The sequence below is a fragment of the Rathayibacter sp. Leaf185 genome (assembly GCF_001423885.1).
Taxonomy (GTDB): domain Bacteria; phylum Actinomycetota; class Actinomycetes; order Actinomycetales; family Microbacteriaceae; genus Rathayibacter.
Window position 1 is genome coordinate 910,704 of sequence record NZ_LMPP01000001.1, and the last position, 21,854, is coordinate 932,557.

Genomic DNA, 21,854 nt, shown 5'->3' on the forward strand with positions numbered 1-21,854 from the left:
CGGAGCACCGGAGGCGCCCCGCCCGCGGTGGGCTACTCGCCCCAGCAGATCCCGGCGGCGTCGTCGGAGCTGATGCTGTCCAGGCCGTCGACCGGGGTGTCGGTGACGAGCTGCGAGCCGGTGTCGAAGAAGTCCAGGCCCTCGCTGGTGGTCGGCTTGGTGCCGTCCTTCGCGAGCTGCGCGATCGCCTCGACGCCCAGCTGCGCCATCTTCACGGGGTACTGCTGCGCGGTGGCGCCGATCAGCCCCTCCTTCACGTTCTTCACGCCTGCGCAGCCACCGTCGATCGAGACGAGCAGGACGTCCTTCTCCTTGCCTGCGGCCTGCAGGGCCTGGTAGGCGCCGTACGCCGCGGGCTCGTTGATCGTGTACACGACGTTGATGTCGGGGTTCTTCGACAGGAGCGTCTCCATCGCGGTCCGGCCGCCGTCCTCGGCGCCCTGGGTGGCCTCGTTGCCGACGATCTCGTAGTCGCCGCCGCTGTAGCTGCCGGTCTTGTCCTCGTCGCCGTTGACCTCGTCGTCCGCGACGTCTATGCCCATGCCGGTCAGGAAGCCCTGGTCGCGGTTGTAGTCGACCGAGACGACCTTGTCGTCGAAGAGGTCGAGCATCGCGATGGTCGCCTTCTCACCGTCGAGCTGCGCGGCGGTCCACTTGCCGATCGACTCTCCGGCGGTGAAGTTGTCGGTCGCGAAGGTGATGTCGACGGCGTCCGCCGGGTCGGGCGCGGTGTCCAGGGCGATCACGAAGAGGCCGGCGTCCCGGGCCTTCTGGATCGCGTCGACGACCGACGGGCCGTTGGGGGTGATCAGGATGCCCTTGTCGCCCTTGGAGATCGCGTTCTCGATGGCCTGGATCTGGGTGTCCTCGTCGCCGTCCTCCTTGCCCGCGGCGAGCGTCAGGTTCACGCCGGCGGACGTCGCGGCGTCCTTCGCTCCGTCCTCCATGGCGACGAAGAACGGGTTGGTGGTCGTCTTGACGATGAGCGTCACGCCGACGCCGTCTCCGCTGCCGGCGGACGATCCGGCGTCGGACGAGCCGCCTCCCGAGTCGGAGCTGGAGCAGGCGGTCATGCCCAGGGCCGCGAGGATCGCGACCGAGCCGAGCCCGATGTACCGGTTGAAACGAGGGGAGCGGTTCGTCATTGAAAGTCCTGTTCATAGGGCGGGAGCATCCTCCCGACAACGATGTCAGAGGTAGGTCTAGCGCGTCCTCATCGCTAAGGTCAAGTCATCCCTGACGAAGTGAGATGAGACTGTGACATCGATGTCATCCCCCCGCGATGGACTCGCCTCCGGGCGCCGCCCGACCATGAAGCACGTCGCCGCCCTCGCCGGAGTCGGCATCAAGACGGTGTCCCGGGTCATCAACGGGGAGCCGAACGTCTCGGCCGCCACCATCGAGCGCGTGCAGGCCGCCGCTGCGCAGCTGCAGTACCAGCCCGATCTGCACGCCGGGAATCTGCGCCGCTCGAACGGCCGCACGAACACCCTGGGGCTCCTGGTGGGCAGCGTCGCGAACCCGTTCTCGGGAGCCGTGCATCGCGCGGTCGAGGACGTCGCGAACGAGCGCGGAGTGGCGGTCTTCGCCTCCAGCCTCGATGACGACCCCGCGCGCGAGCGGTCGTCGGTGAACGCCTTCGTGTCGCGCCGCGTCGACGGGCTCATCCTGACGGCGGTCGCCCCGAGCCAGGCCTACCTCGGTGTCGAGGTCGATCGTGGCACACCTGCGGTCTTCGTCGACCGCGTCCCGACCGGCATCGCGGCCGATGCCGTGATCACCGACAACGCCGCCGGGATCGCGCGCGCGGTCGGTCATCTCGCCTCCTTCGGGCACCGGCGCATCGCCTTCATCGGCGACCGCCCCGAGATCTTCACGGCGCGGGAGCGCGAGCGCGGCTTCCTCGAGGAGATGGGGCGCCTCGGCCTCCCCGTCGTCCCCGAGCTGGTGCGGCACGGCGCTCACGACGAGTTCGCCGCCGAGGAGACCGCCCTCGAGCTCCTCGGACTCGATCAGCCGCCGACCGCGGTCATCGGAGGGCAGAACCTCATCACCATCGGTGTGCTCGCCGCTCTCCGCCGCCGCCAGGAGCACGGTCGCGTCGCCCTGATCGGCTTCGACGACATCCCCCTCGCCGAGCTGCTCCACCCCGCCGTCTCCGTCATCGCCCAGGACCCCACCCGGATCGGGCGCACCGCCGCCGAACGCGTCTTCCTCCGCCTCGACGGCGAGGATGCGCCCGCGCAGACCTTCGTCATCCCCACCACCCTGATCGCCCGCGGATCTGCAGAGATCCCCCCGCGTCCCTGACGCCGTGGAGCCGCCCGGGCCCCGAGGCGTCGAGGAGCAGCCCCGATCGGGCCGTCGCTCCGGTGACTTTCTCAGACGCCCTTGAATTGTCCGGAGGACAGACCGTAGGTTCCCGTTCGTACTGACAACGTTGTCACTCCGGTGGCACGCGCAACGAAGGGCGTCACTTCCGTGCTATCTCCTCATCGCTCCTCCCCGCCGAGGCCGCGTCGCGGCCGCGGGCTCGTCGCTGTCGCGGCGGCGCTCTGCCTGGCCGGCGGAGCTCTCTCCGTCTCCGCCGTCTCGGCGGCACCCCTCGACCCCGCCTCCGAGGCCTACCGCCCCGCCGTCCACTACTCGCCGGCCCAGAACTGGATGAACGACCCGAACGGTCTCGTCTACTACCAGGGCGTCTACCACCTCTACTACCAGTACAACCCGCAGGGCACGCGCTGGGGCAACATGAGCTGGGGCCACGCGACCAGCCCCGACCTGACGCACTGGACCGAGCAGCCCCTCGCCATCCCCGGCGATGCCGAGTCCGACATCTTCTCGGGCTCGATCGTGGTCGACAAGGACAACACCTCCGGATTCGGCACCGCCGACAATCCACCCCTGGTCGCCATGTACACCGCGGCCTACAAGACGGGCGAGCAGGCTCAAGCCCTCGCCTACAGCATCGACGCCGGTCAGACCTGGACCAAGTACGACGGCAACCCCGTCATCGACCGCGACCAGAACGACTTCCGCGACCCGCACATGTTCTGGTACGACGGCGGCACGCCGGAGTCGTCGTACTGGGTCGTCGTCACCGTCGAGGCGGACGACCACAAGGTCCTCCTGCACAAGTCGACCGACCTGAAGAACTGGACGGAGCTCAGCGAGTTCGGCCCGGCGAACGCGACCGGCGGAGTCTGGGAATGCCCGGACCTGTTCCCGCTCGCGGTGGACGGCGACCCCTCGAACATCAAGTGGGTCATGGTCGTCAACCTCAACCCGGGTGCTGTGGGCGGCGGATCCGGCGGCCAGTACTTCGTCGGCGACTTCGACGGGACCACCTTCACCTCCGAGTCGACCGTCGGCTCCGACACCCTCCCCGAGGGCACGACACTCGCCGGCTTCGACGACGGCACCTACAACGGCTGGACTGTGAACAACGAGCCCGGCAACTGGAAGAACGGGCCGTTCGGCGCCACCCCCGCCACCGGTCCGATCGACGGCCAGCAGACGGTCACCGGCTTCGCCGGAGCGGGGCTCATCAACGGCTTCAACGACGGCGACTGGCCGGTCGGCACGATGGAGTCGCCCGACTTCACCCTCGACCAGGACCACCTGAACCTCCTCGTCGGCGGCGGGAACCACCCGCACGTGGACGGCACGCAGCTCGCCAACGACCCGCCGGCCGGGAGCGAGCTGCTCTTCGACGGCTTCGAGTACCCGGAGCAGCAGAGCCTCGCGGACAACGGCTGGACGCTGACCGGCGACCTCGCCGACGGCACCAACCCCTCCACGAGCGGCGGCGAGTTCTTCCTCGACCAGAAGCGCATCAACACCTACGACGGCGGGCCCAAGGGCGACGACAACCTCGGCACCCTGACTTCACCGGAGTTCACGATCGACAAGAGCCACCTCAGCATGCTCGTCGGAGGCGGATTCCGCCCCGAGGGCGACGCCCAGACCCTCGAGGTGCAGCTCGTCGTCGACGGAGAGGTCGTCGAGACCACCGCCGGCAGCAACGACGGCGCGCTCAACTGGAAGAGCTGGGACGTCTCGGCCTACCAGGGGAAGGCGGCGCGGATCGTCGTCGTGGACGACGCGACCGGTGGCTGGGGGCACCTGACGCTCGATCACCTCGTGCTCGCGGACACCCCGGCGCAGGTCCGCTCCAGCGAGACGAGCGTGAACCTCGTCGTGGACGGCGACGTCGTCCGCACGGCGACCGGCAATGACAGCGAGACGCTCGACTGGACCTCGTGGGACGTCAGCGACCTCGGCGGGCGCACTGCGCACCTCCAGGTCGTCGACAACAACCGCTCCGGCTGGGGCCACATCCTCGCCGACCAGTTCATGCTCTCGGACGAGCCCGCGCAGAGCCGCCTCGTCGACTACGACTGGCTCGACTGGGGCCGCGACTACTACGCGGGAGTCACCTTCGACAACGCGCCGGACGACAAGCGCATCATGATCGCGTGGATGAACAACTGGCAGTACGGCGAGGAGATCCCCACCGGCCAGTGGCGCGGAGCGATGGCCCTGCCGCGTGAGCTCGCCCTGCAGAGCGTCGACGGCGCTCCGAAGCTCGTGCAGAAGGTCGTCGATCAGACGGCCGACCTCGAGCAGACGGAGAACGCCGTCACGCTCGGCGCGACCGACATCATCGAGGGCGAGACCGCGCTGCCGGCAGCAGCCGACGGCAGCGTGTACAAGCTCGACGCCGTGCTCAGCGCCGGGGACGCCGAGTCCTTCGGCCTCTCGGTCCGCAACTCCGCCGACGGCAGCCAGCGCACTCCGATCACCTACGACGTCGCGTCCGGTCAGCTGAGCGTGGACCGCACGCGCTCGGGCGACGTCGGCTTCGACGCCGACTTCCCCTCGGTCGAGACCGCGCCGGTGGCTCTCGAGGACGGGAAGCTCCACCTCGAGCTCTACGTCGACACGGCGTCGGTGGAGACGTTCGCCCAGGGCGGGATCACGACGATCACGGACCAGATCTTCCCCGACGCCGCCAGCGAGGGCGTCTCGCTCCTCGCCAGCGGAGGAACGGCGCGTCTGGAGAGCCTGACGCTCACCCCGCTCGACCGCTCCATGTTCACCGACCCGGCCGCCGTCGCCACCCTGACCGCGACCGGAGCCCCGCAGACCGTCGAGACCGGGGACGCGATCTCCGGGCTGGGAGTCACCGCGACCAACGCCGCCGGCGCTCCCGTCGGCGGCGCGGACGTCGCCTTCACCCTCGACGGCCCGGCCCGCTTCGCGGACGGCACCACGACGGCCACGGCCACGACCGGGGCCGACGGCTCCGCTGCGCTGCCCGCCGCCACCGCGGGGCCCGGCACCGGCACCGTCTCGATCACCGCGGCGAGCGGAGAGACCAGCACGGTGCTCCCCGCCGTCACCGTGGTCGCCCCGGCGACCGACGTGAACGTCGACGTGACGATCACCAGCACGAAGCGCAACGGATCGATCGTCCTCACCGCTACGGCGACCAACACCGGGAACACGCCCGTCCGGCTGAGCATCCCGACCCCGTTCGGCGCCCTGAAGGTCGCTGCGCTGGGCGAGGGGCGGACGAGGAGCGTGTCGGTCGACACGCACCTGTCCCGAGTGCCCGCCGGCACCGTCCGCGTGACCGCGACGGCTCCGGACGGGACCCGGGAGACCTTCGCGGTCGCCTACCGCGGCTCCGGGAAGTAGCCCGCCCCGCTCCGAGATCCCGGAGCGGACGAGGGGGCGGTGGCTCCGGTCACCGCCCCCTGGCGATACGGTCGAGCGATGACGCAGGATTCGACCACCGCTCCGGTCCCCGACGTGTCGGTGGAGGAGTGGGCCGATCTGCGCGATCGCGTACGAAGGACCCGCTGGTCGCCGGAATGGCCCGTCGAGGGCTGGTCGGCGGGCACCGACCAGGCCGAGCTGCGGCGCCTGGCCCGGCGCTGGTCCGAGGGGTTCGACTGGCGGGCGCAGGAGCGTCGGATGCACGAGCTGCCCTGGGCGCAGGCCGATCTCGACGGGACCCCCCTGTCCTACCTCCGCTTCGAGGCCGAGACGGAGGGTCGCCTCCCGATAGTCCTGACGAACGGCTGGCCCAGCTCGGCGCTCGAGCTGGTGCCCCTCGCCGAGCGGCTCGCGACTCCGTCGCGCTTCGGCGGCGGTCCGGCCGAGGCCGCCACGGTCGTCGTCCCGGCGCTGCCGGGCTTCCCCTTCTCTCCGCAACGGCCGCACCTGGGCGAGCAGACGCACGAGCTCTGGCATCGACTGATGACCGAGGAGCTCGGCGTCGCCCGCTACGTCGCCCACGGCGGCGACCTGGGCGCGGGCATCACCTCGCGGCTGGCCGAGAGCCACCCGGAGGCGGTGGCCGGCATCCACCTGCTCGCGGTCGCCTCACCGCAGCAGTGGGACGCGGCATCGCTCACGGCCGAGGAGCGCGAGCACGTCGAGGAGCAGCGGAGGTGGTTCCAGGACGAGGGTGCGTACGAGCACCAGCAGCAGACGCGGCCGCTCACTCTCGCGCCCGCGCTGTCCGACTCCCCCGTCGGACTGCTCGCGTGGATCCTCGAGAAGCACCGCGCGTGGAGCGACTGCGGGGGCGACGTCTCGACCCGCTTCGACGACGACTACCTGCTCACCCTCGCGTCGCTGTACTGGTTCAGCGACTCGATCTCGACATCGCTGCGGCCCTACTGGGAGTACGCGACCGGGCGGACGGCCCGGGTCGGGCGGGTCCGGGTGCCCACCGCGGTCGCGGTCTTCCCCTCCGACCTGACGCATCCGCCGCGCAGCTGGGCGGAGCGCAGCTACGACGTCGTGCGCTACACGCGCATGCCGCGCGGCGGCCACTTCGCCCCGCACGAGGAGCCGGACCTGCTCGCCGCCGACATCCGCGCCCTGCTGCGACTGGTGCGCTGAGCAACTGAGGCACTGAGGCACTGAGGCACACTGACGCTCTCGAGCCGGTCGGCCGGCAGCCGTCCCCCGCCGAAGCGGCTACCGCGCTGCGCCGATCCCGACGAACCCGCGCCCACCATGGGCACTGCTGTTGCTCGAGCACGGTGCACTCCCCAGAACGTCACGTTCATGTGCCGCCAGCTGGAGGCGCGGGGGCTCGTCGAGCGTCGAGCGTCACCGACCGATCTGCGACAGCGCGTGATCGAGATCACCGCCCGTGGTCGCGCGGCACGCGCCAGGATCATCGCACTCGTCTCCACCGACTCGCCTCTGGCTCGGAAGCCCGACGCGGCACTCGAGGGCATCGCCGAGCTGGTGCGCAGCTTCGAATGACATCCGGGGGAGCTCCTCCGCGGACGACGCCCGGGAGTGCCCGCTACCGAGCGAACGTCCTCCGCAGCCGCGACATCCAGGACCTCGTCCTGGGCGTCACGCGGCCCGGGTGCGGGTCCGCAGCCGGTACAGGCTGGTGGTCGCCGCGATGAAGAGGTCGGTGCCGTCGGGTCCGCCGAAGCAGACGTTGGCCACGACCTCCGGCACGGGCACGACGAGCAGCTCGGCGCCGGTCGGGTCGAAGACGTGCACGCCGTCGCCGGCGGAGGACCACACCCGCCCGCGCTCGTCGACGGCGATGCCGTCGGGGAGGCCCTTCTCGATCACCGCGAAGAGCCGGCCGCCCCGGGCGCCGGCTCCCCGATCGACCACGTCGTAGGCGCGGATCCAGTGGCCGGGGCCGTCGTCGAGTCCGCGGGCGGTGTCGGTCACGTAGACGGTCCCGCCGTCGGGCGAGAACGCGATCCCGTTCGGCTGGACGATGTCGGTGACGACCGGTGCGAGGCCGTCCTCGGCGCTCCAACGGAAGACCCAGCGCGCTCCGTACTCCCGCTCCCCGGGGTACCCCTCGGCCGGCTGGCGGATGCCGTAGTCGGGATCGGTGAACCAGTACGAGCCGTCGGGAGCGACCGCGACGTCGTTGGGCGAGTTCAGCCGGCCGCCGTCCCAGGTCGAGACGAGCTCCTCGACAGTGCCGTCCCGCCGCTCGCGCTCGAGGCGCCGGAGCCCGTGCGAGCACTGGACGACGCTACCGTCGGCGTCGAGCAGCCGGCCGTTGGTGAACTCGACGCCCTCGCGGTGCACCGACGTCTCGCCCGTGGCGCTGTCCCACTGCAGGATGCGGTCGTTCGGGATGTCGCTCCAGCGGACCCGGCCCTCGGCCGGGATCCAGAGCGGCCCCTCGCTCCAGACGGCACCCGTGCCGAGCCGCTCGAGGCCGCCGTCGCCCTGCAGAAGCGTCTCGCCGCTCGTCGTCCCGTCGCTCGGTGTCCCGTCGCTCATCGGCTCCCGCCCTCTCTCTCGTCCTCGTCCTCGCGGAGGGCCGCCCGGACGGCGCCCTCCAGCCTTCCGGTGTCGCCGAAGTCCCCGGCCCGCTCCGCCACGACCCTGCGGAGGACCTCGTCCGGGTCGGCTCCCCCCGCGCGCAGCTCCGTCACCCGATCGAGGACGCGGCGCAGATGGGTCTCGTAGCCGTCGATCAGCTCCGGGCCGCCCGTCGGGCCGTGACTGGGGACGATGATCGCGGGCGTCGTCGCGCGCAGCCGCTCGAGACTCCTCAGCCACGGCCCGATGCGCGAGTGCCGGCTCGCGAACGCCGGAGCGCCGGACATCGCGAGGTCGCCGGCGAACAGCACGCGGTCCTCGCGCACGAAGGCGATCGTGTCGCCCTCGGTGTGGTTCGTGCCCATGGCGGTGAGCCGCACCACGACCCCGCCGAGATCGAGGTCGAGGATGTCGTCGAACACGATGTCGGCCGGCCGGAACACCGCTCCCGCGAGCAGCCGCCGGTAGTGCGGCGACGCCGCGCGGAAGTCGTCGGCCACCGTCGGGGCCGTGCTCTCGAGCTCGCGGACCTGGCTGCGCGCGCGCAGCATCACCGCGTCGGCGGGGAAGGCCTCGGCGCCGAGATCGTGCTCGGGATGCGTGTGGGTCGTCATCAGCAGGATCGGGCGCTCTCCCGCGACGGTCCGCGCGGCGGCGAGGACTCTCGCGCCGTTCTCCGCGCCCATCCCGGTGTCGACGACCAGGGCCCGGCGGTCGCCGACGACGATGCCGACGTTCGGGACGCGGGGCCGCGAGCCGTCGGGGATCAGGTGCACGTGCTCGGAGAGCCGGTGCAGCGTCTCCGGCCGGAGGAGGGGGTCGGGCAGCTCGGTCGCGTCGGTCCCGGTCATGCGGGGCTCACCGACGTCGACTCGCGGACGACCAGCTCGCACTCGTGCGGAAGGATGCCGCGCCGCTGCTCGCCGCCGAGCATCGCGAGGACCGACTCGGCGGCGAGGCGTCCCAGCTCGTCGAGCCGCGGATCCACGGTGGTCAGGGGCGGACGCGTGGCCAGGGCCATCACGTCCCAGTTGTCGAAGCCGACGACCGAGACGTCCTCCGGCACGCGCACGCCGTCCTCCTGGAGCTGCTCGACCACGCCGCGCGCGATCTGGTCGCTCCCGCAGAAGACGGCGTCGTAGGGCCGTCCGTCGCGGGTGAGGATGCTGGCCGCCTGCCGCCCCCAGGCCTCGCTCCAGCTGCCCCACATCGCGGTGACCTCGCCCGGCTCTATGCCGGCCGCCGCGAGCTCGTCGAGCATCCCGGCGTAGCGCAGCCGGGCGGCGAGGTGCTTCTGCGGCCCGGCGATGTAGGCGATGCGCCGGCGGCCGAGGGCGAGCAGGTGCGAGGTCGCGAGCCGTCCACCGTGCTCGTCGTCGATGACGATCGACAGATCGTCGGGCTGCTGCGACCGCGCGAGGACGTAGCAGACCGGGACCTTCGTGGAGATGGCGATCGGCGGCCTGCTCTCGGCACGCCGACCGGTGACGATCACGGCGTCCACCCGCCGGGCGAGGAAGGTCTGCAGGTGGTGGTTCTCGCGGATCGGGTCGCCGCGGCCGTCTGCGAGCAGCACCGAGATCTGCCCGGCGCTCAACGCGTCCTCGACGCCGAGCATGAGCGGGATGGCGAAGCGGCTGAAGCTGTCGGTGGTCAGCAGGCCGATCGTGTAGGCGCGGGTCGTGCGCACCTCGCGACGCGCCGTGCCCTGGTCGTAGCCCAGCCGGCGGGCGATGCCCGCGATGTGCTCCCGCGTCTCGCCCCGCATCCGCCCGGTCCCGCTCAGCGCCTTCGACACCGTGCTCAGCGAGACGCCGGCCTCGCGGGCGATGTCCGACAGCGTGACTCGTGATTCTCCCAAGACCCACCTCCTTTGCGCAGTCAATTTTCCCATTGTTCAGGCCAACTGCAAGTCGGATCTGAGAAATGTTGAGAAAGTTTTGCTTTGTGCGCACTCTGCCTTCGACACTGGGTGAGCACCACGGCTTCATCATCTCGAAGAGGAGAAATCATGAACAGACCGACGCGATTCACGGTCGGCGGCGCGACCGTCCTGGCCGCGACTCTGGCACTCTCAGCGTGCGGAGCAGCGGGCGGCAGCACCGGCTCCGGCGAGGCGAGCGAGCTCACGATGTGGGCGCGCTCCTCCACCCAGGACTACACGGAGGCGCTCGTCGACGCGTACAACGAGACGCACGACACGCAGATCAATCTGACGATCGTCGCGTCGGAGAGCTTCCAGCAGAAGGTCGGCGCAGCGGCAGGGGCGGGCTCCCTGCCCGACATCCTCGCCTCCGACGTCGTCTACGCCCCGAACTACGCCAAGCAGTCGGTCTACCTCGACATCACCGGCCGCATCGCCGAGCTCCCCTACGCGGACGATCTCGTCAAGGCGCACGTCGACGCGTCCACCTTCGACGGCACGAGCTACGCCGTGCCGCACAAGGTCGACTCGAGCTTCATCTTCTACAACAAGGACCTCTTCGCTCAGGCGGGCCTGGACCCGGAGAACCCGCCGACCACCTACGACGGCATCTACGAGGCCGCGAAGGCGATCACCGCGCTCGGCGACGGCACGTACGGCGCGTACTTCCCCGGCAACTGCGCCGGCTGCAACGCCTACACCTCCTTCGGAGTGGCGAAGGCCGCCGAGGACGTGCCGTTCAGCGACGACGGCGCGACGGCGAACATCGACAGCGATGCGCTCGCGGACTGGTTCGGCCTGTACCAGCGCCTCTACGCCGACGGCCTCGTCGCGCCCGGCGCCTCCACCGGGGACTCCACCACCCAGCAGGAGCCCTTCCTGCAGGGCAAGGCGGGCATCTGGCCGAACGGCTCGTACTCGATCCCGAGCGTGAACGAGACCGTGGACTTCGACTGGGGCTACATGCCGCTCGCGACCGCCGACGGCACCGGGACCGGGACGTTCGTGGGCGGCGACGTCATCGGCATCTCGGGAACCTCGAAGAACGCGGACGCCTCGTGGGACTTCATCCAGTGGACCCTGGAGGAGGACCAGCAGGTCGAGATCGTCGCGAAAGCGGGCGACCTCCCCGTGCGCGTCGACCTCGCCGAGAACGAGTACACCGCCGGAGATCCGCGCCTGGTCGCCATCACCGCCGGCCTGGCGAACGGCTACACCCCGTCGACCCTGGCCTACGGCGAGGCGATCAACTCCCCGAACGGCCCCTGGCTGACAGCGCTGCGCGGTGTCGTGTTCAACGGCGAGTCCGATGCGCTGTCGACCGGCCAGACGGCGATCCAGTCACTGCTGGACGGGGCCTACTGATCGTGGCGACCACAACTCTTCCCGCGGGGACGGCGCCTGCGCTCCGTCCCCGCGGGCGGACCGCCGCCTCGCGCGAGCAGCTCGCCGGCTGGGCGTTCATCGCGCCGACCGCCGCGACGATCCTCGTCCTGTTCGTCCTGCCCCTCGGCATCGTCGTATTCATGTCGCTCAGCGACTGGCCGCTGCTGGGGTCACCCACTGTCATCGGGCTGGGCAACTACGTCGAGATCTTCACCGACCCCGGCTATCTCGGCGCGATCCTCTTCACCCTCGGCTACACCGCGCTGGCCACCGTCTCGATCTTCGTGCTGGGAATGGTGCTCGCGGCGTTCCTCAACTCCACCCGCCGCGGAGCGAAGTTCTACCGGATCGCGATCTTCGCTCCCTACGTCGTCGGACTGTCGACGGCGAGCCTGATGTGGGTCGTGAACTACAACGACCAGGTCGGGATCTTCGCCCAGGCGCTCCGCTGGCTGGGGATCGTCGACGGGCCGGTCGGGTTCTTCGACACTCCCCTGAGCGCGACCCTCGCGGTGACCTTCATGATCGTCTGGAAATTCGTCGGCTTCCAGGTGGTGATCCTCCTGGTGGCGCTGCAGTCCATCCCGGCGAGCGTCAACGAGGCAGCCCTGATGGACGGCGCCAACGCGTGGCAGCGGTTCCTCTTCGTCACCCTGCCGTTCCTGCGGCCGACCCTCGCGCTCCTGCTCGTGCTCTCGGTCACCGGATCACTGCTGGCCTTCGACCAGTTCACCGTCATGACGCAGGGGGGACCCGACAACTCGACCGTGACGATGGTGATGTCGATCTACAACACGGCGTTCACCTCGTTCGACCTCGGCAAGGCCGCCGCCCTGTCGATCATCATGCTCGTCGCCCTCGTGGTGATCAACGGCGTGCAGCTGCGCCTGGTGAAGGGATCCGAGAAATGAGCACCACCGTCACCCGGCCGCCCACGACGACTCCCCCGGAGCCGTCACTGCACACAACGCCGCCCCGGCGCCGGGAGGGCTGGCGCTCGACCGCACGGGGCATCCCGTTCCACGTCACGGGGATCGTCCTGGCCTTCCTCTTCCTCTTCCCCCTGCTCTGGTCCGTGCTGAACTCGTTCAAGACACCGGGCGAGGCGAGCGCGGCACCGCCCACGCTCTGGCCCCAGGAGTGGAGCACCGCGAACTACGACGAGCTCGTGCAGAACGGCGAGGGGCTCGGCCAGTACGTGGGCAACTCGCTGATCGTGGCGACGGTCTCGGTCGTCCTCACCATGGTGATCGCGACGCTGGGCGGGTACGGCTTCGCCCGCTTCCGGTTCCGCGGCAAGAACATCGTCTTCCTCGCGGTCATCGCCGTGCTGATGGTCCCGCACGCCACACTCGTCCTCCCGCTCTACTTCATGTTCGCCCGGGCGGGCATGCAGGACAGCCTCATCGCGGTGGGTCTCGTGCTCACGGTGTTCCAGCTCCCCTTCAGCATCTTCTTGATGCGCAACAGCTTCGAGGCGATCCCGGTGGAGCTGGAGGAGGCCGCGCGCGTCGACGGCGCCTCCTCGATCGCCGTGTTCCTCCGGGTCTCGCTGCCGCTCGTGCTCCCGGGGGTGGTGACGGTCGCCCTCTTCGCCTTCCTGGTGTCGTGGAACGAGTTCTTCATCCCGCTCCTGCTGCTGAACGACGGCTCGACCTTCACCCTCTCGGTGATGCTCGTCAACATCCGGACCGGCGCCTACGGATCGATCGACTGGGGTCTCCTGCAGGCCGGCACCACCGTCGCGATCCTGCCCTGCCTGGTCCTCTACCTGCTGCTGCAGCGCTTCTACATCGGTGGTCTCACCGAGGGCGCCCTGCGCGGCTGACACCTCTCACGACGTAAGGAAACAACTGTACCGATACACGCTGCCTTCGACGCGCTCCCACTCGGATCCGTGCGCCCCGCCGGCTGGCTGCGCCGCCAGCTCCGGATCCAGGCCGACGGCCTCTCCGGCCACATCGAGGAGATCTGGAACGACCTCGGTCCCGACTCCGGCTGGCTGGGCGGGCCCGGCGAGAGCTGGGAACGCGGTCCCTACTACCTCGACGGGCTCGTGCCACTCGCGCACCTGCTCGGCGATGACGCCCTGATCCAGCGGACACAGAAGTGGATCGAGTGGATGCTGGACAGCCAGAGGCCGGACGGACAGTTCGGCCCGATGAGCAACGACGACTGGTGGCCGCGGATGGTCGCGGCGAAAGTGCTGCAGCAGCACGCGGAGTCCACGGACGACCCGCGGGTGCTGCCGTTCCTGCAGCGCTACTTCGAGCACCAGCTGCGCGAGCTGCCGCACCGCCCGCTGCACGACTGGGCCGCCGCCCGCGCCGCCGAGAACGTCCTCGCCCTGGCGTGGGTGCACGAGCGCGCCCCTCGTGACGAGTGGACGCACCTGGCCGAGATGCTCTTCACCCAGGGACCCGACTGGGACGACGCCTTCTCGGACGGCCTGATCACCGGGCGGGCGATGTACTTCGACCACCGCACCCACGGGCCGAACGTCGCGATGGCGCTGAAGAATCCGGCCGTCCGCGCCCTGATGCTCGGCGGGGACGCCCACGAGGCGACCCAGCGCGCGCTGGCCAACCTCGACCGGTGGCACGGCCAGGTGCACGGCCTCTTCTCCGGTGACGAGTGGCTCGCCGGCCGAGAGGCCAACCGGGGCGTCGAGACCTGCCAGGTCGTCGAGTACATGTTCACGATGGAGATCGCCGCGCGCGTCACCGGGCGCGGCGTCTACTCCGACCTCCTCGAGGGGGCCGCCTACAACCTGCTGCCCGCGTCGTCGGATCCGCGGATGGTCGCCCACCAGTACCACCAGCAGGCGAACCAGATCGAGGCGTCCACCGCCGACCGCGACTGGTCGTACAGCACCAACGGGGCGAACGTCTTCGGCCTCGAGCCGCACTTCGGCTGCTGCACCGCCAACTACCACCAGGGCTGGCCCAAGTTCGTCGCGGCGCTGTGGATGCGCCGCGACGAGGCGCTGGCCGTGACCGCCTACGGGCCGAGCGAGGTGCGCGCGAGCATCGGCGGCGGCGAGCTGGTGATCGAGGAGGTCACCGACTACCCCTTCACCGAGACCGTCACCTTCCGCGTGGTCTCCTCGACGACACGGGAGCCGACGAAGCTGATGCTCCGCGTGCCCGACTGGGCGAGCGAGGTCGGACTCACCGTCGCCGGCGAGTCCCACGACACGACGCCCGCCGAGGACGGCTACCTCACCGTCGAACGGCTCTGGGTCGAGGGCGACGAGGTCGTCCTCCACTTGCCGATGAGCCCGCGCCGCATCCGCCGGGAGCGCCAGGCGGTCGGCGTCCGGGTCGGGCCGCTGGTGATGGTCGCGACGCCGAACGAGTACTGGCGTCCCGTCCCCGACGCCCGAGGCATGGGCGAGTGGGAGGTGTTCCCGCAGCGCTCCTGGAATCAGGCGCTCTATCCGGACGCCCCGGTACCGCTCGAGGAGTGGGCCGTGCACCGGTCGCCGGTGGGCGATGTGCCCTTCGATCGCACGGACCCGCCGGTCACGGTGCACGCGGTCGGCATCCGCGATCTCCCGGAGTGGAAGCGCGACGGAGCGAGCGCGAGCCACCCGGTGGACGGCCCGGCGCCGGCGCGGTGGATCAACACCATCGAGCTCGTGCCGTACGGCACCGCCCGCCTGCGGATCGCCGAGTTCCCGACCGTACGGCCGGTCACCGGGGCGAAGGTGCCGCCGGACTTCACCGGCTGACCCCCCCCGCGACCCGGACGAACCGCCCAGGACGCTCCCACCGACGACGAAAGGACGCTCATGACGATCCCCCTGGCACTGACCACCGGAGACCCCGCCGGTGTCGGGCCCGAGCTCATCGCGAGGCTGCTCGACGAGCTGCGCGGCTCGACCGGCGACCCCCTCGTCGTCGTCTCCTCCCGGGAGGAGCTGACCGAGGGGCTCGCCCGCAGCGGTCTGGAGCTCGCCCTCGACGACCTGCTGGAACCCGGTCGCGTCCGCGTGGTCGAGCCGAGTGGCTCCTGGCCGTCCGCTCGCGGCGCCGTGAGCGCTGGGAGCGGACGGTGGGCGCTCGCCTGCCTCGAGCGCGGCCTCGAGCTGCACGAGGCGGGCGAGATCGGCGGGCTCGTCTTCGGTCCGCTGAACAAGACGTCGCTGCACGAGGCCGGGATGAGCGAGCCGGACGAGATGCGCTGGTTCGAGAACCGCCTCCGGGGCTCGCACACGGCCTCGGAGGTGAACGTCACGGAGACGTTCTGGACGTCGCGGGTGACCTCGCACGTCGCCCTGCGGGCTGTCGCCGACCTGGTCACGGCCGAGCGGGTCGTCCGGTCGATCGCCCTGCTGCACGATCTGCTCGTCGACTCGGGCATCATCGCCCCGCGGATCGCCGTCTGCGCGCTCAACCCGCACGCCGGAGAGCACGGCCTCTTCGGCGACGAGGAGATCACGCAGATCCGCCCCGGTGTGGAGCGAGCGGTCGCCGCCGGACTGGACGCATCGGGGCCCTTCCCCTGCGACACCCTGTTCCGGCGGGGCTTCGACGGCTCCTTCGACGGGATCGTCACGATGTACCACGACCAGGGTCAGATCGCCCTGAAGACCCGCGCCTTCGACGGCGGGGTGACGCTGGAGGCCGGGCTCGATCTGCCGATCTGCACGCCGGCTCACGGCACGGCGTTCGACATCGTGGGCACCGGGGCGGCGACGCTCGACTCGACGCGCAACGCCTACCGGCTCGCGCGGCGGCTCGCCTCGGTCGGCGATGGGTCGACGGTGAGCCCCCGGAGCACCGCGGTGATCGTCAGCTGACCGGCTCCGCCTAGGGCCGCACCACCGACGGCGACCACGCGTGCTCGAGGTAGAGCTCCGGCTTCCCGCCCCCGTCGACCGGGATCGACCACACGTCGGTGTCGCCGGGCGCGTCCTCGCGCGGCATCCCGTACAGCAGCGTGCCGTCGTCGAGCCAGACCACCTGATCGTCGACGCTGCGCTCCTCCGGGAGGATCGTCTCGGCGCCCGAGGCGAGATCGAGCACGGCGATGCGCCAGTCCGGCACCGCACCGCCGGCGGCCTTCTTGTACGCGATCCGGGTACCGTCGGGCGAGATCGAGGGGCACTCGGCGGTGTCGTGGATGGCCGTCAAGGTCCGCGCCGCCATGCTCCCGCGCACCAGCCAGGTGCGCGAGCCCGAGGCGGCGGTCGCGTAGAAGGTGTCGCCGTCCTCGGCGAAGGTGACACCCCAGAGGTTGCGGTCGGCGGCCGTCAGCGGGGCACCGGCGACGCTCAGCGAGAACGACTCCAGATCGCCCGGGTCCGGGACCGCCGGGTCCAGCGACCGGATCACGGTCTGGGTCGAGAAGCTGGTCGGCGCGTAGGAGTGGCCGGTGACGAACGCGGTCGTGCTCAGCATCCCGTCGCCGATCCGCGCCCGGCTCGGGATGCCGGGCAGCGGCCACTGGAGCAGCGTCGCGCCGTCGGCGTCCGTCAGTACCGCCTCGAACGTCGTCAGCACGCCGCGGTCGGTGCGCAGGCACAGCTCCGTCTCGGCGGTGGCGGCCACCCGGTCGCAGGCCCGGTCGGTGACCGTGCGCGCCGCGCCCGGATCCGCCAGGGGCACGGAGGCGACCATCCCGTAGCCCTGCCCGCTCGCGGTGTTGCGGAACACGATCCGGTCGCCGTCCGCCGGCACCCCGGTGGCGACCGCGACGGCGGACCCGGCCGACGCGCGCGCCTCGAACCGCGACCACGCGCCCACGCCGTACACGGCCGCGCCGCCGAGCAGGGCGACGGCGGCCACGACGGCGATGATCCAGCGGGCGCGCTCCGAGAGGCGGGGGCCCGGCACCTCGCTCATCGCGACTCCTCCGCGAACCGCTCGCGCAGCAGCAGCACCGCCACCGGCAGCGCCGCCACGAGCGCCACGGCGACCGCGATCATCGCGCCCTCCCGCCCGAGCCAGAGCCAGAGCGCGCCGAAGCCCACCGACGCGATCAGGCGCGCGACGGCGACGACCGTCTGGGCCGCCGCGATCCCGCTCGCGCGGATCTCGACGGGGACGCTCGACCCGGCGACGGCCGCCAGCACCCCGTCGGTCGCCGCGTAGAAGGCGCCGAGCAGCAGCAGGCACGCGAGGGTCGCGGGCAGACCGGAGGCGGGCGACGCCCCCAGCACGTACACGGCCAGCAGCAGCACGTGGCCGGCGGCGAACATCCGCGCGCGACCCCAGCGGTCGGCGAGGCGCCCGAAGGGGATCGCGAGGGCGAGGTAGGCCGCGTTCGTCCCCACGTACAGCAGCGGGAACCACTGCGCCGCGAAGCCGCTCCGGCTCTGCAGCACGAGGTAGACGAAGCCGTCGCCGACGGTGAGCACGCCGAGGAGGCCCGCGGCGAGCAGGAGCCGGCGCGGGCGCCGATCCCCCAGCCGGCGCCACGGCAGCCGCGCCCGGGTCGGGGTGCCGGGCGCGCGCGTGCGCAGATCCGGCACGAACAGGAGCAGCACGACCACTCCGAGGGTCGCGAACGCGGCCGAGACCACGAAGACGGTCGAGTAGCCGTCGGGCACGAGCAGGAGCACGACGAACGCCAGGAGCGGCCCGATCGTCGCCCCGACGGTGTCGAGCATGCGGTGCACGCCGAACGAGCGCGCGAGCGAGCCGGAGTCGGAGGACGCCGAGATCATCGCGTCGCGCGGAGCGGTGCGGATGCCCTTGCCGACGCGATCGACGGCGACCACGGCGGTGAGCGCGGCCGGCCCGCTCCCCGCCAGCAGGCCCAGCCGGGCGAGCATCGACAGCCCGTAGCCGGCGAGCGCCACGAGCTTGGGCCGGTCGGTGCGGTCGGCCGTCCAGCCCGCCCCGATCCGGACGAACGCGCTGACGCCCTGGTAGAGGCCGTCGAGGAAGCCGTACGCGAGCGTCGACATCCCCAGCGCCGCAGTGATGTAGAACGGCAGGATCGCGGCGGTCGACTCCGACGAGATGTCGGTGAGCAGGCTCACGATGCCGAGGGCGATCACGGCCGGGGCGACCCGTGCCGGACCGGTCGCGCGAGTCGGCTCCTCGGCCGAGCCCTCCGGCCGGTCGGACAGCGAGATGTACACGTTCAGCCGCCGCTCGACGCGTGCAGGACCGAGAGCAGCGAGTAGCTCATCCGGGGCGTGCCGGTCGGCGACACCGAGAGGCTCACCGTGTCGTCGCCGGCGGTGAAGAGCATCGCGGAGCCGCCCTCGGGCGCGTCGACCGCCGCCGAGGTGAAGCCCTGCTCGGCCAGCGAGCTCCGGTACTGCTCTGTGATCTGCTCCGCCGTGAGTTCGACGGTCGCCGTGAGGCCCGAGCGCAGCACGTCTCCCGCGGGCTCGACCGAGCTCGACGCCACGACCGAGCCGGGCAGCGCCGCGACGACGCTCGAGGGGTAGCCCGCCACCACCGAGCGGGAGGCGCTCGCCGCGGCCGGCAGCGGCAGCGTGATCAGGGCCGCGCGGGGAGCCGAGCTCGGCAGCCCCGTCTCGGCGGGCGCCGGCCCCGAGACCTCGAGCGGAGCCGAGGGGTCGGCCTCCGCGACGGGGGTCGGCGGGGTCACGGTGGCGAGCCCGCCCGGGGTGGTCGCGCCGGTCGCGCTCGAGGTCGGGACGGCCTCGGTCGAGGTCGGGACGGCCTCGCTCGAGCTCGCGGCGACCGGGCTGCTCGTGGACGCGTTGCCGCCGCCGTTCCCGCCGGTCGCGTCGAGCGCGATCGCGCCCACCACGAGCACCGCCGCGACCGCGCCGGCCACCACCAGCAGGCGTCGTCGAGCATCCATGGGGTCACCGGGTTCCGGCGCACCGACGATCGTGGCCGGCCGGGTTCCGTCCATCCGCGTCGGGTCGCGTCCCGCGAATCCTAGCCCGCGCCCGGCACCGGAGGGTCGTCGCTGTCCGGGCTGCGCAGGCCCCCTCGACCGGGGGCAGCGATGCCGTTTCACGCCCCGTGGCGAGGGTGAAGGGAGCGTCCGGCCCCGATCTGCTGGTCGAGCAGCGCCGCAGGGGCCCATCGAGACCGCTGTCCGGCCCCCGACGCCGCCCGGGGTCAGCGGCGGGAGCGCCAGCGGGTCCAGATGCTCCGCAGCTGCTCGAGACGTCGATCCGTGTACTCGTTCGAGAGCATGAACGCCTCGATGCTCGGGTCGCAGCCCTCGCTCACGTTGCGGATGGCCCGGAGCGCCCGCTGCTCCGGCGTCGGAGCGACCTCGGGCTCGCTCGCGTCCCGTGCCGGCGGCTGCGTGTCGTCCATCCGTCGAGCCTACGATCGGCCGGGGCCCCGAGCGTCACTCCCACAGACGTCGTCGAGCATCGCCGTCGCGGCGGGCCATCCTGACCTCGAGGTCGCCGAAGGAACCAGTTCCTCGTCGAGACACCGCCGAGTACGCGGCGCCTCGGCGAGAACTGGCTACCTCGCGGGGCCGCGGGTCAGGACGCGCGCAGCAGGCGGACCGCGATGTACTGGCGGCCCGGGAGGGCGATCCGGAAGCGGCCGGAGTAGGTGCCGGGCAAACGCTCCACGGTCATGCCCCAGGTGTCGATGACGTCGACCGTGTACGACACGTCGGGCTCGAGCAGGAAGCGGCGGTAGGTGGGGCGGTCGAAGCCGAAGTAGTAGAGGTAGTACTCGCCCTCGACACCGGCGCGCGGGACGTCCCAGTCGAGCAGGATCGGCTCGAGGCCGTTCGCGGGGCCCTCCGCCAGCACCGACTCGAGGAACGCGATGCGCGCGGGACTCGTGCCCCGCAGCTCGCCGCCCTTCGACCACCACAGCACGTCGTCGGGGTGCACGTAGGTCTCGCCGTGGCCGACGTAGCCGCCGCGCAGCGCACCCTCCCAGAAGCGGCGCACCAGCTCCTCTCCGGTGATGTTGCCCCAGCCCTGGTCGATGTCGCCCTCGTAGGCGCACTCGTCGATCACGACCGGCTTGCCCCAGCGGCGCCACTGGGTCGTCGACTCCGACGTCTTGTAGACGTCCTGCCGCTGGATGCTCGCGTGGGTGATCCACGGGCGCGAGTAGTCGTAGAACTCGCGGCAGTTGTGGATCGAGAGCAGGTGCCGCGACGGGTCGTCGCGGACGACGATCGCGGCGAAGCGCTCCCAGTCCTCCTCCGTCTTCTCGAAGAGAAGGTCGTACTCGTTCGCGAGCGACCACCAGACGTTCGCGAACGAGGCGAGGCGCGCCACCGCGTACCGGACGTAGCGGTCGTCGGCGACGGGGTCCATCGTCGAGAAGCCCCAGCGGTCGTAGGCGTGGAAGAGGATCAGATCGGCCTCGATCCCGAGCGCGGCGAGCTGGTCGATGCGGTGCTCGAAGTGCCTCCAGAACGGGATCGACGGGCGCCGGTGGTCGAACCCCTCCTCGGGCGATCCCTCGAACGGGTAGAGCACCGGCTCGTTCTCGTTGAAGAGGTACGACTTGGGGAACACGCCCATCCGGATCTTCGTGAAGGGCGCTTCGGCGAGCGTCGCGAGGGTGCGCTCCTCGAGCTCGTCGCCCTGGTGGGTCCACGCGTACGAGGTGGTGCCGAGCGGGCGGTGCCGGGTGCCGTCGGCGTGAGCGAAGTGGAACGTGTCGGCGACGCGCACTGGCCCGTGCCGCCCCTCGAGCGGAGGCGTCGCCGAGACCGCGCCGGTGATCCCGTCGAGCGAGCGCGCGGTGCTCGAGGTCGTCCAGGCGTACTCCCCCGGCGCCTCCGGCATCCAGCGGAGGCGGAACACCCCGTCGCCGTCGTAGAAGCCCGGGACGCGCACGGCGCCGCCCGGCCCGTCGACGATCGCCGACAGGTCGACGTCGACGAAGGGATTGCCGTGCGACGGACCGCGCAGCTCGACCTCGAACCGCTCGTAGACCGGCACGGACGACGGCGCGACGACAGCGGCCGAGCCGAGCTCCACCTCGCCCGACTCGTACGAGACGGACGGAGCGGCGTACTGCTCCTGCTCGCGGACGGGAGCCGGCTCCTCGGTCGGGATCGCCTCGATCTCGGCGAGCAGCGCCTCGCGGCCGGCGGTGTCGAGCGACTCCTCCGTGTCGACGACGAGGCCCACCGGGTAGCTGTGCAGGGTGTGCAGGATCGACGAGTGCGCGAGCCCCGGGAGGTGGCGCTCGACGATCTCGTGCCCGCGCGGGTCGCGGAGGACCTCGAACAGGCGCGTGGCGCGCGAGAAGCGCTCGGTGGTGGCGGCGACGTGCGACAC

General features: G+C 71.4%; 18 protein-coding genes. 9 read left to right on the plus strand and 9 right to left on the minus strand.

The window, feature by feature from the left end:
• Positions 1–32: 32 nt before the first annotated feature.
• Positions 33–1,145 carry a substrate-binding domain-containing protein gene (locus ASG06_RS04410; protein WP_056039012.1) on the minus strand — a complete coding sequence of 371 codons (1,113 nt, stop codon included), beginning with the start codon at positions 1,143–1,145 and terminating at the stop codon, positions 33–35.
• Positions 1,146–1,266: 121 nt separating this feature from the next.
• On the opposite strand from ASG06_RS04410, the gene ASG06_RS04415 reads away from it, so the two are divergent.
• From ASG06_RS04415 to ASG06_RS04430, 4 genes are all read left to right on the plus strand, one after another.
• Positions 1,267–2,310, plus strand: a complete 1,044-nt coding sequence (locus ASG06_RS04415; protein ID WP_231727609.1) for a LacI family DNA-binding transcriptional regulator — start codon at positions 1,267–1,269, stop codon at positions 2,308–2,310.
• Between the two features lie 354 nt (positions 2,311–2,664).
• On the plus strand, positions 2,665–5,703 hold the full coding sequence (locus tag ASG06_RS04420) for a GH32 C-terminal domain-containing protein (protein ID WP_156465909.1): 3,039 nt from the start codon (positions 2,665–2,667) through the stop codon (positions 5,701–5,703).
• Positions 5,704–5,781: 78 nt separating this feature from the next.
• On the plus strand, positions 5,782–6,918 hold the full coding sequence (locus tag ASG06_RS04425; RefSeq protein WP_056039018.1) for an epoxide hydrolase family protein: 1,137 nt from the start codon (positions 5,782–5,784) through the stop codon (positions 6,916–6,918).
• 117 nt (positions 6,919–7,035) lie between these two features.
• Positions 7,036–7,290: a MarR family transcriptional regulator gene (locus ASG06_RS04430; RefSeq protein ID WP_082498930.1), complete on the plus strand. Its 255-nt coding sequence runs from the start codon at positions 7,036–7,038 to the stop codon at positions 7,288–7,290.
• 96 nt (positions 7,291–7,386) lie between these two features.
• On the opposite strand, the gene ASG06_RS04435 is transcribed toward ASG06_RS04430, so the two are convergent.
• The 3 genes from ASG06_RS04435 to ASG06_RS04445 are packed head-to-tail and all read right to left on the minus strand — an operon-like array spanning position 7,387 to position 10,195.
• Positions 7,387–8,292, minus strand: a complete 906-nt coding sequence (locus ASG06_RS04435; RefSeq protein ID WP_056039031.1) for an SMP-30/gluconolactonase/LRE family protein — start codon at positions 8,290–8,292, stop codon at positions 7,387–7,389.
• Positions 8,289–9,185: an MBL fold metallo-hydrolase gene (locus tag ASG06_RS04440; RefSeq protein WP_056039033.1), complete on the minus strand. Its 897-nt coding sequence runs from the start codon at positions 9,183–9,185 to the stop codon at positions 8,289–8,291. Before ASG06_RS04440 ends, ASG06_RS04435 begins: the two co-directional genes overlap by 4 nt.
• Positions 9,182–10,195, minus strand: a complete 1,014-nt coding sequence (locus tag ASG06_RS04445) for a LacI family DNA-binding transcriptional regulator (protein WP_197409356.1) — start codon at positions 10,193–10,195, stop codon at positions 9,182–9,184. The genes ASG06_RS04440 and ASG06_RS04445 overlap by 4 nt, the downstream gene beginning before the upstream one ends.
• Positions 10,196–10,345: 150 nt before the next feature.
• Here ASG06_RS04445 and ASG06_RS04450 point away from each other — a divergent pair, with 150 nt between their 5' ends.
• The 5 genes from ASG06_RS04450 to ASG06_RS04470 all read left to right on the plus strand — a co-directional run bounded on the left by ASG06_RS04450 (position 10,346) and on the right by ASG06_RS04470 (position 16,448).
• Complete coding sequence (locus tag ASG06_RS04450; RefSeq protein ID WP_056039040.1) at positions 10,346–11,623, plus strand: ABC transporter substrate-binding protein; 1,278 nt, start codon at positions 10,346–10,348, stop codon at positions 11,621–11,623.
• 2 nt (positions 11,624–11,625) lie between these two features.
• Complete coding sequence (locus ASG06_RS04455) at positions 11,626–12,555, plus strand: carbohydrate ABC transporter permease (RefSeq protein WP_056039042.1); 930 nt, start codon at positions 11,626–11,628, stop codon at positions 12,553–12,555.
• Positions 12,552–13,472: a carbohydrate ABC transporter permease gene (locus ASG06_RS04460; protein WP_082498931.1), complete on the plus strand. Its 921-nt coding sequence runs from the start codon at positions 12,552–12,554 to the stop codon at positions 13,470–13,472. Before ASG06_RS04455 ends, ASG06_RS04460 begins: the two co-directional genes overlap by 4 nt.
• 69 nt (positions 13,473–13,541) lie before the next feature.
• Positions 13,542–15,377 (plus strand): beta-L-arabinofuranosidase domain-containing protein, encoded by a 1,836-nt coding sequence (locus tag ASG06_RS04465; RefSeq protein ID WP_056039045.1) that lies wholly within the window; start codon positions 13,542–13,544, stop codon positions 15,375–15,377.
• A 60-nt stretch (positions 15,378–15,437) separates the two neighbouring features.
• Positions 15,438–16,448 carry a PdxA family dehydrogenase gene (locus ASG06_RS04470; RefSeq protein WP_056039049.1) on the plus strand — a complete coding sequence of 337 codons (1,011 nt, stop codon included), beginning with the start codon at positions 15,438–15,440 and terminating at the stop codon, positions 16,446–16,448.
• Positions 16,449–16,458: 10 nt separating this feature from the next.
• Here ASG06_RS04470 and ASG06_RS04475 read toward each other — a convergent pair whose 3' ends face one another.
• The 5 genes from ASG06_RS04475 to ASG06_RS04495 all read right to left on the minus strand — a co-directional run bounded on the left by ASG06_RS04475 (position 16,459) and on the right by ASG06_RS04495 (position 21,854).
• Positions 16,459–17,493 carry a TolB family protein gene (locus ASG06_RS04475; RefSeq protein WP_156465857.1) on the minus strand — a complete coding sequence of 345 codons (1,035 nt, stop codon included), beginning with the start codon at positions 17,491–17,493 and terminating at the stop codon, positions 16,459–16,461.
• Positions 17,490–18,737 (minus strand): MFS transporter, encoded by a 1,248-nt coding sequence (locus ASG06_RS04480; RefSeq protein WP_056039051.1) that lies wholly within the window; start codon positions 18,735–18,737, stop codon positions 17,490–17,492. Before ASG06_RS04480 ends, ASG06_RS04475 begins: the two co-directional genes overlap by 4 nt.
• A 2-nt stretch (positions 18,738–18,739) precedes the next feature.
• Positions 18,740–19,435, minus strand: a complete 696-nt coding sequence (locus ASG06_RS04485) for a hypothetical protein (protein ID WP_156465858.1) — start codon at positions 19,433–19,435, stop codon at positions 18,740–18,742.
• 266 nt (positions 19,436–19,701) lie between these two features.
• On the minus strand, positions 19,702–19,905 hold the full coding sequence (locus tag ASG06_RS04490) for a hypothetical protein (RefSeq protein ID WP_056039056.1): 204 nt from the start codon (positions 19,903–19,905) through the stop codon (positions 19,702–19,704).
• Between the two features lie 176 nt (positions 19,906–20,081).
• Positions 20,082–21,854, minus strand: coding sequence for a DUF5605 domain-containing protein (locus ASG06_RS04495; RefSeq protein ID WP_082498933.1), 1,773 nt, complete (start codon positions 21,852–21,854; stop codon positions 20,082–20,084).